The sequence below is a fragment of the Shewanella sp. SG44-6 genome, from assembly GCF_014164185.1.
GTDB classification, from domain to species: Bacteria; Pseudomonadota; Gammaproteobacteria; order Enterobacterales; family Shewanellaceae; genus Shewanella; species Shewanella vesiculosa.
The window spans coordinates 1-6,547 of record NZ_JACJER010000190.1 but is presented as its reverse complement, the minus strand read 5'-3'; the positions used below and the strand labels follow the sequence as shown (position 1 = coordinate 6,547).

The 6,547-nt window shown below is 33.2% G+C and carries 4 protein-coding genes; all 4 read right to left on the bottom strand.

The genetic code is table 11. The annotated features are described in order from the left end of the window. Positions 1–98: 98 nt before the first annotated feature. The 4 genes from H5185_RS20690 to H5185_RS20675 all read right to left on the bottom strand — a co-directional run bounded on the left by H5185_RS20690 (position 99) and on the right by H5185_RS20675 (position 6,176). A complete protein-coding gene (locus H5185_RS20690; protein ID WP_182743045.1) occupies positions 99–554 on the bottom strand; it encodes a hypothetical protein in 456 nt (151 codons plus the stop codon). A 796-nt stretch (positions 555–1,350) separates the two neighbouring features. Further along, positions 1,351–1,812 (bottom strand): hypothetical protein, encoded by a 462-nt coding sequence (locus H5185_RS20685; protein WP_182723592.1) that lies wholly within the window; start codon positions 1,810–1,812, stop codon positions 1,351–1,353. 297 nt (positions 1,813–2,109) lie between these two features. Next, a complete protein-coding gene (locus H5185_RS20680) occupies positions 2,110–5,322 on the bottom strand; it encodes a putative Ig domain-containing protein (protein ID WP_182743044.1) in 3,213 nt (1,070 codons plus the stop codon). A gap of 599 nt (positions 5,323–5,921) precedes the next feature. After that, a complete protein-coding gene (locus H5185_RS20675; RefSeq protein ID WP_182743043.1) occupies positions 5,922–6,176 on the bottom strand; it encodes a hypothetical protein in 255 nt (84 codons plus the stop codon). Positions 6,177–6,547 lie beyond the last annotated feature (371 nt).

The following is a 6,547-nucleotide window of genomic DNA, read 5'->3' as shown; positions in this document are numbered from 1 at the left end:
TGGATCGCAGTTCAATATCCTAACCAGAAAGCTAGTTAGGTGTTCTAAATGAACCGCCCTGTGCGGAGCCGCATGCAGGGTGGTGTGGGGGCTGGAGGCTAGATACCTCTGGCTACCCGATTATGCATTTTAAGTGCAACCCACTTTATGGGGGTTCGAATAAATACCCAGCAGAGCGATGCTAATAGTAGGCCAGAAAAGTAAGCACTAAGTGCTAACTGCTCATGATAGCTAGCACCATCGACCTCAATCTTTTTCAACAGGTTATTACCTTTAAGGTACTCCCCCTTTATTGATTTACCACGTATTTCATCTCTGTACAATTCGCAAAAATTGTATTTTTTAGTCATGAAATAGTCTGTGCCATTTTTTGAAAATCGAACTGAATAGGTACTAAACTTTCCATTTAGTTCACATGAGATAGCGCTATTACTTAAATCTATTTCTGCGATATTTTCATCTGACCAGACATGAAAAAACCAAACCGATATACTTAAAAGTATTACAGCTAAAATGACAATATCGATTTTATGATTAATCCAAAATTTGGTCATTTACCCACTTTGCATAACAGATTATTGAACGGCTCGCCCGATAAAGTCCGCTATTCAAGTTATTGATTTATATCATCCTACATTTTCTATGTCTTTGATGTAAAGTGATAAAATACTCTCAATATTCCCAAATCAACCGAGGTTGTGCGTTAATGTCGTTTGAAAAACAAGCGATAATATTTATTTGCAATATTATCAATCAATTATACTTTCCGAAATAAATCTACATTACGACTTTAGGCTTACCTAATGAGTAGTTTCATTGTAATTAAGCTAAATCTATTTATACCTGTATATAAATCAGTTCATTCGGTTAAGCGCAATCTAGCCAGTAAATAATGGCTTATATAGGAAAGTACCTCAATACTTCGAGTAACTATTTCTCAATAAATAAAGTCAGCATGTATGCCTCAACGATTACACAGAATTACATTTAGTAATGCGGCATATAGCGTTAAATGAATACATAAACTATGTATAGAATGAATTAACACAAACTGAAAACATTAAAATTCTCGTGTAATTACGCAGTAATCAAAAAAGCTGATTCTATCACAAAAAAGGCCCCATCATTGCTGATGAGGCTTCCCCGCTGAATGTGGCGGAGGGATTTGAACCCAGGCTCTCAAATTGAGTAGTTAAAATAGTCGTTTAAATTCATTTATTTGCACGGATTAATACCTTCAAAGTCTGCAATTGCTAACTAAGATTGACTTTATTCCTGAAGGTGAAAAAGTCAATAATTATGAGCCTTTAAAAATTGTTTTATATACTTTTCAGCTGAATACTTTATGGGTTATTCCTCATCTAATTGTAAAACATCCGAATTGCTTGTTTTCCAAGCTGACAACTCAACGATAAACGCATTCAAAGACAATTGCTCACATTGGCTTTCACTCAAGGTATTGGAATAGTTTATCCCAATACTTGTTCTTACCAAAATATCCTTTTTCAAATAAAAAGAATAATATAAATCACCGTCAGAATTCAAATTTAAAGGGGTAATAGCAATTGGTCCTTTATCACCATAAATACCAAGATCTACTTTATGTAATTTTAAACAATGAAATTTTTTTGGAATACTTCCTATCTTTACATCAATTTTGTACATACCGTATATTTCACTTGCTTTAACTTGTATTTCTACATCGTAGCTTGTTGCATTTACTCTTGTTATATAAGTAGACTTATAATTACTCGGCCAAACGCAGAAGCTAATTACGGCCAGAATAATAATAAAATACTTGATTGATATCATTTTAAAGTTTCCCAACCAATAAAACCAAGCCATATATTGGCAATTAACATAATTCGTTTTCATTGTTTTGGTGATAGTTATGCTCAATGTACTCAGTTCATCAATTTCAATCAAAATAGTTAAATAATTCTTGTTAAATTAGTAGTCTATTCAGCAGCGAACATTAATTTTTACAGCCCTGTTTATTGTTATTTAAACATTGGGAGAGATCTCAATGAGAGATTCTCCCGTTTATAACCATATCGCTAGACTAACCGTTTCGCGCAGTTCTTAACTTGCTCTTTCAAAAGGTCTGTTTCATCGAAAGCTATTAAGCTTGGTCCTATTTCTTCGTATTTTATAATTGATATAGTTTACCAACATTTTTTGTCTCGATAGCAGTACAAGAATGATTAATAACATTTCAACGAACATTGTACCGCCAGATGAACCGCTTTTGTCAGAGTTATCAGGTGTTGGTAGGTCTGTCTCATTACTTCCATCGTTTTCGTTAGTGTCAGTATTACCATCTCCCCCATCATCGGTTTTGATATTAATAGAAAATGGCAAACTGGATGTTATTTGTGTGCCATCTGAAACAGTGACAATGATATTGTCTATATTTGTATTGAAATCTGCTGGAATTTGACCATAAATTTCTCCATTTTCAGAGTTAAACTTCACCCAGCTAGGTGTTTGGCTAATAGAGTATGTTAACTTATCCATGTCTTCATCCCATGCTCTGGTTGGAATATAAAGATACTGATTAGCTTCCAACGTTGGGCTATCAATATTTAGCATGATGGGAGGCCTATTTTCGTACGGTGTTTTACATTGTTCATCGTGAACAACTTGAGATACTAAGCAGTTTTGATTTACAGTAAACATTTCGTAGCCATATGGGTAAGATTCATATGGGAAATAATAATGTCCGTCCAAATAAAAACTTTGCGAAATAAAAGTTGTTTCATTATAAACGTTTGGAATTTTTATTGTGTGCCAACGGTCATACTCAGGCATATATACTGCTAATTGAAGCAGTCCATCTAAAAGTGTAACGGGTAGAAATATCCAGCTCTTTGGGTCATTATCAAGCGTGAATGGTGAAATAGACATAAACATATTGGAGATATTCAAACTACTCAGTTCAGTACTGGTATTATTTGAGATCAAAGAAAATCTAAATTTTCCATCCTCTAATTTGAAATGATACGCGCCCTTATTCGTATAAAACATAGAGGCAGAATTAAACTGAGAATAGTCATCATGTAAAATCGTCAAGTTTTTTGTGTTAAGATCTAAAGATTGCAACTTCGAAGTGTAACCATTAGCTCCATATAAATAGCTTGAGAATATTATTTTATTATCAAGATACTGTATATCTTGAGTATTTTCATCTTCTTCAAGCGAATATAGCTTTTCAGATTTTTCAGTTTGGCAATCGAAAGAATAAATTGAAAGTGTTTGCTTAGGAACATAATCTTGATTATATATTGCTTTAAGGTAATAAAATTTAGCATTTTTATTATCTAAGTGATATACATCATAACTGCTGGATAGGAGGCCTATTGATTGTTTAAGAGTATATTGACTGCCATTCCATTTGTGAAAGTTCATTTTCGTTTCAGTATCATATGAAAACTTCTGGGATACAAGTTGCCCGCACTGGTACACCGAATCAGCTTCTAAACCCAAATCACTAGTTGAGAAAGATTTACTTGATTGTGTATCAATAACTCTTAATTCGTTAGCGCTAGCTTCTACAAACAATCTATTTTCATCTGTGAATAATAACTTATTTATCCAGCCACCAGTAATATCTCTGTCATAATTAAATACTTCACTCGAAGATTGAGCTGAGTTATCATACTTGTTTACTTTTCCATTTAACAAATAAAAGACATCATTTTCTATATTTGTTATAGCGTTATTTCCGTATTTCGGATAATCGGTAGGTAAGGTTTGGTTAATTACTTCCACCCCATTTTCAACCGACATTTTAAAAAATACATGGTTTCCATTTCTTTCATTAAAACCTAATTTTTCTAAAGGTTTTATTTCTTCATCTAACCAACCATAAGCAAAAATATCTGAATTATTCATACTAGAAAAACGAATGTCACTTGAAACTGTACGCGTACCTTTCTCTACGCTTGAAACATAGTCAAATGTTTTAGTGATATTGTTGAATATATGTAATCCATTTCCATAACTAGCTTCTTTTAAGATTTTATCAACAAATAATTTGTTGTCATGGACAAATGATTGAGAGATATAATTTATTTGACTAAAAAATGTATCCGAAAATGTCATTGTTTCTGGCGAGTAAGCCTTTATATGTTCACCATTATTAGCGCAGTAAAAGTAAATCTCATTATCTGTTTGATTTATGTATCCTACTTGATTTTCATTAGCTGGTAATTTTATTTCTGATAACGTATTATCACTGCTTAATGAAAAGAAATCGTCTGGATTGTTAGAGTGAGGATTGCTATTACCTTTTATTAATAGTTGATCTTTTATATAGTATATTGATAAGTCGCCCCAATAATTTTCCACTTTATCTCTATAGATAAAATCTGATTTTTTAGTTTGATTATTATATTTGAATAAATTATATGTGAGTTCTGATTCATTTAGTGAGCTTATGGCTAATGCTACAAAAAATGAAGCGTCATTGGTATGTATGATTTTCTTGGATAAAAACCATTTCTCACTCGCCTCGTATAAAGTATGCTTCTCACCTGTTTCAATATTTATTTTAATGAGTTTAGATTGTTCCCCTAATAAAGTAAGAGTAACAAATTCATCTTGTTTGTTGGTGTCAGAAAAGTTATATCGGTCTTCGTCATCAGATTCATAAATTAACCTTGTTCCGTTTACTGTTCCATCTGAAATGTAAAGTTTACCTTCCAATATGCAAACTACCGAAGATCCCCAAAGTGAGCACTCTCTTTGATTGTAAAAACGCTCTAAATTATGAAATTTATGGCTTTTTTTCGTTGTTATATTGAATAAATAGTTACCATCAGGCAGTGAGTAAAGGTAGTTGTCATTCCCAATTTTCAATATGTTTTGAGGGATTTCAACAGGATCTTTAAACGTCCCAATGCTTTCTTTTATTAATTCAAACTCGTTGAATATTCGAGTTCCTTGGATTGTTCCATCCGTAACAAATATATTATTCGTTGGAAAAGGATTAAATAAAACTTCATCTTTACTTAGCTGATATGTATTGTTATTTACCTGTTGAATTGATGAACAGTTAATGTATTTTGAACCATCCTCCCATAGTAATTGTGGTACGACCTCACCATGCTTTATTACCCAAGGCTGTAGTCCATTGTCATTACAAGCTTGAAAAAAAGTACCAGCTTTGACTGAAAAGTGATTAAAATGTTCATAGTTTTTAAATCCAGTGCTTAAGTAATAGTGGTTTTTATTGAGGTCATAAGTTTTTACAAAATCTTTGTCTTCAAGAGCTATAGCTTGAAAAGACAAAAGGGTAAGCATTAAATAAACAATTCTCATATCGATTCCTTCGACTTAAATTATTATTCCTGTGTAGGTCTTGCCGAAATTTTATCTATTTCAGCAACTATTCGAGCCCACTTGTTGCCACAAAATTGTACAATGGTTGCCGTTTTGTTAAAAGTGTTTTGTTAAAAATAACACTGTCATTATTTAGTTAATAAGCCTAAATTTAACACTATTTGACGTGCTATATTCGGCCGAACACATTGAATAAGGTCCTTAAAGAGTGCAGGTTTGTTTTGTACTTAAGAGAAGATGGTTGGCTTAAAGGCATATTATTTAATGGATATCAGCAAATCAGGTTGTTTTTTTGAGGTTGCTGAGTAATGGCTTGTTTGTAACAAAGTGGAGCTCTTGGGCTCAAAGTCCTATCTTTCGCCCAATAAAAAGACCCGCTATAAATAGCGGGCCTTTTTATTTGAATGTGGCGGAGGGATAGGGATTTGAACCCAAGAAACCAGACACAAAATAAAATTAAAATTCATTATAATCAATAACTAGTCGAAAAATCACATCTCAGATAGTGAACATTCGTAGTCGATATATGACATTTAAATATTTATATAATCTTTTGTCAAGAAATCCATAGTCTCTTGTTATGTGGCTGTGCTTCGAGAGCCTACAATTGCAAACCAGAAAAAACCAATACCTACAAGTACAACACCTAAAGCTGACCGCTCTATTTGAATACTACTAACATAAATAAATGGTAATACGCCCATAGCAATTGAAACCAAAAGATATAAGCCTCGTTGCTTGCCGTTTGATAAATAAATTCGTTTCCGCCACTTATTCAAGACAAGCGTGCCAATGGGCAAATAAGCTAACATAAAGATTTCAAAAATACCCATATCTCCAAGACACATAACGAGGCTGTAGAATAACTCTAACAGCTATATTTAATTAAAAAACGAGCTCCTCAAATCAATCCTAAGCGCTTTTAAGACACTAGGTAATGCATTTGGAACCCTAAAAAATGGCTATTTTTCAATAAAAAGAGAAATTCTACAGCCTCAACGCCTTACTAAGCGGCGCGAAATTGTTGGCTAAAATTGCGAGGAACGAAGCTAGCCAACTGTTTAGCGTCCGTTTGAGTAACTTGATACTCATTGAGCCTCCTCCCTAGCAAGCCGCATCAGCGGTATGCTTAAGGTGACTAAACCAACAGGAGAAAGCTCAATGAGATTTTATAATAACTCACATCCATACTACTGTGGTATCG

What these genes read in the sequence shown, in the direction of transcription:
- H5185_RS20690 (WP_182743045.1), bottom strand. Translation starts at nt 554, where the DNA reads ATGACCAAATTTTGGATTAATCATAAAATCGATATTGTCATTTTAGCT.
- H5185_RS20685 (WP_182723592.1), bottom strand. Translation starts at nt 1,812, where the DNA reads ATGATATCAATCAAGTATTTTATTATTATTCTGGCCGTAATTAGCTTC.
- H5185_RS20680 (WP_182743044.1), bottom strand. Translation starts at nt 5,322, where the DNA reads ATGAGAATTGTTTATTTAATGCTTACCCTTTTGTCTTTTCAAGCTATA.
- H5185_RS20675 (WP_182743043.1), bottom strand. Translation starts at nt 6,176, where the DNA reads ATGGGTATTTTTGAAATCTTTATGTTAGCTTATTTGCCCATTGGCACG.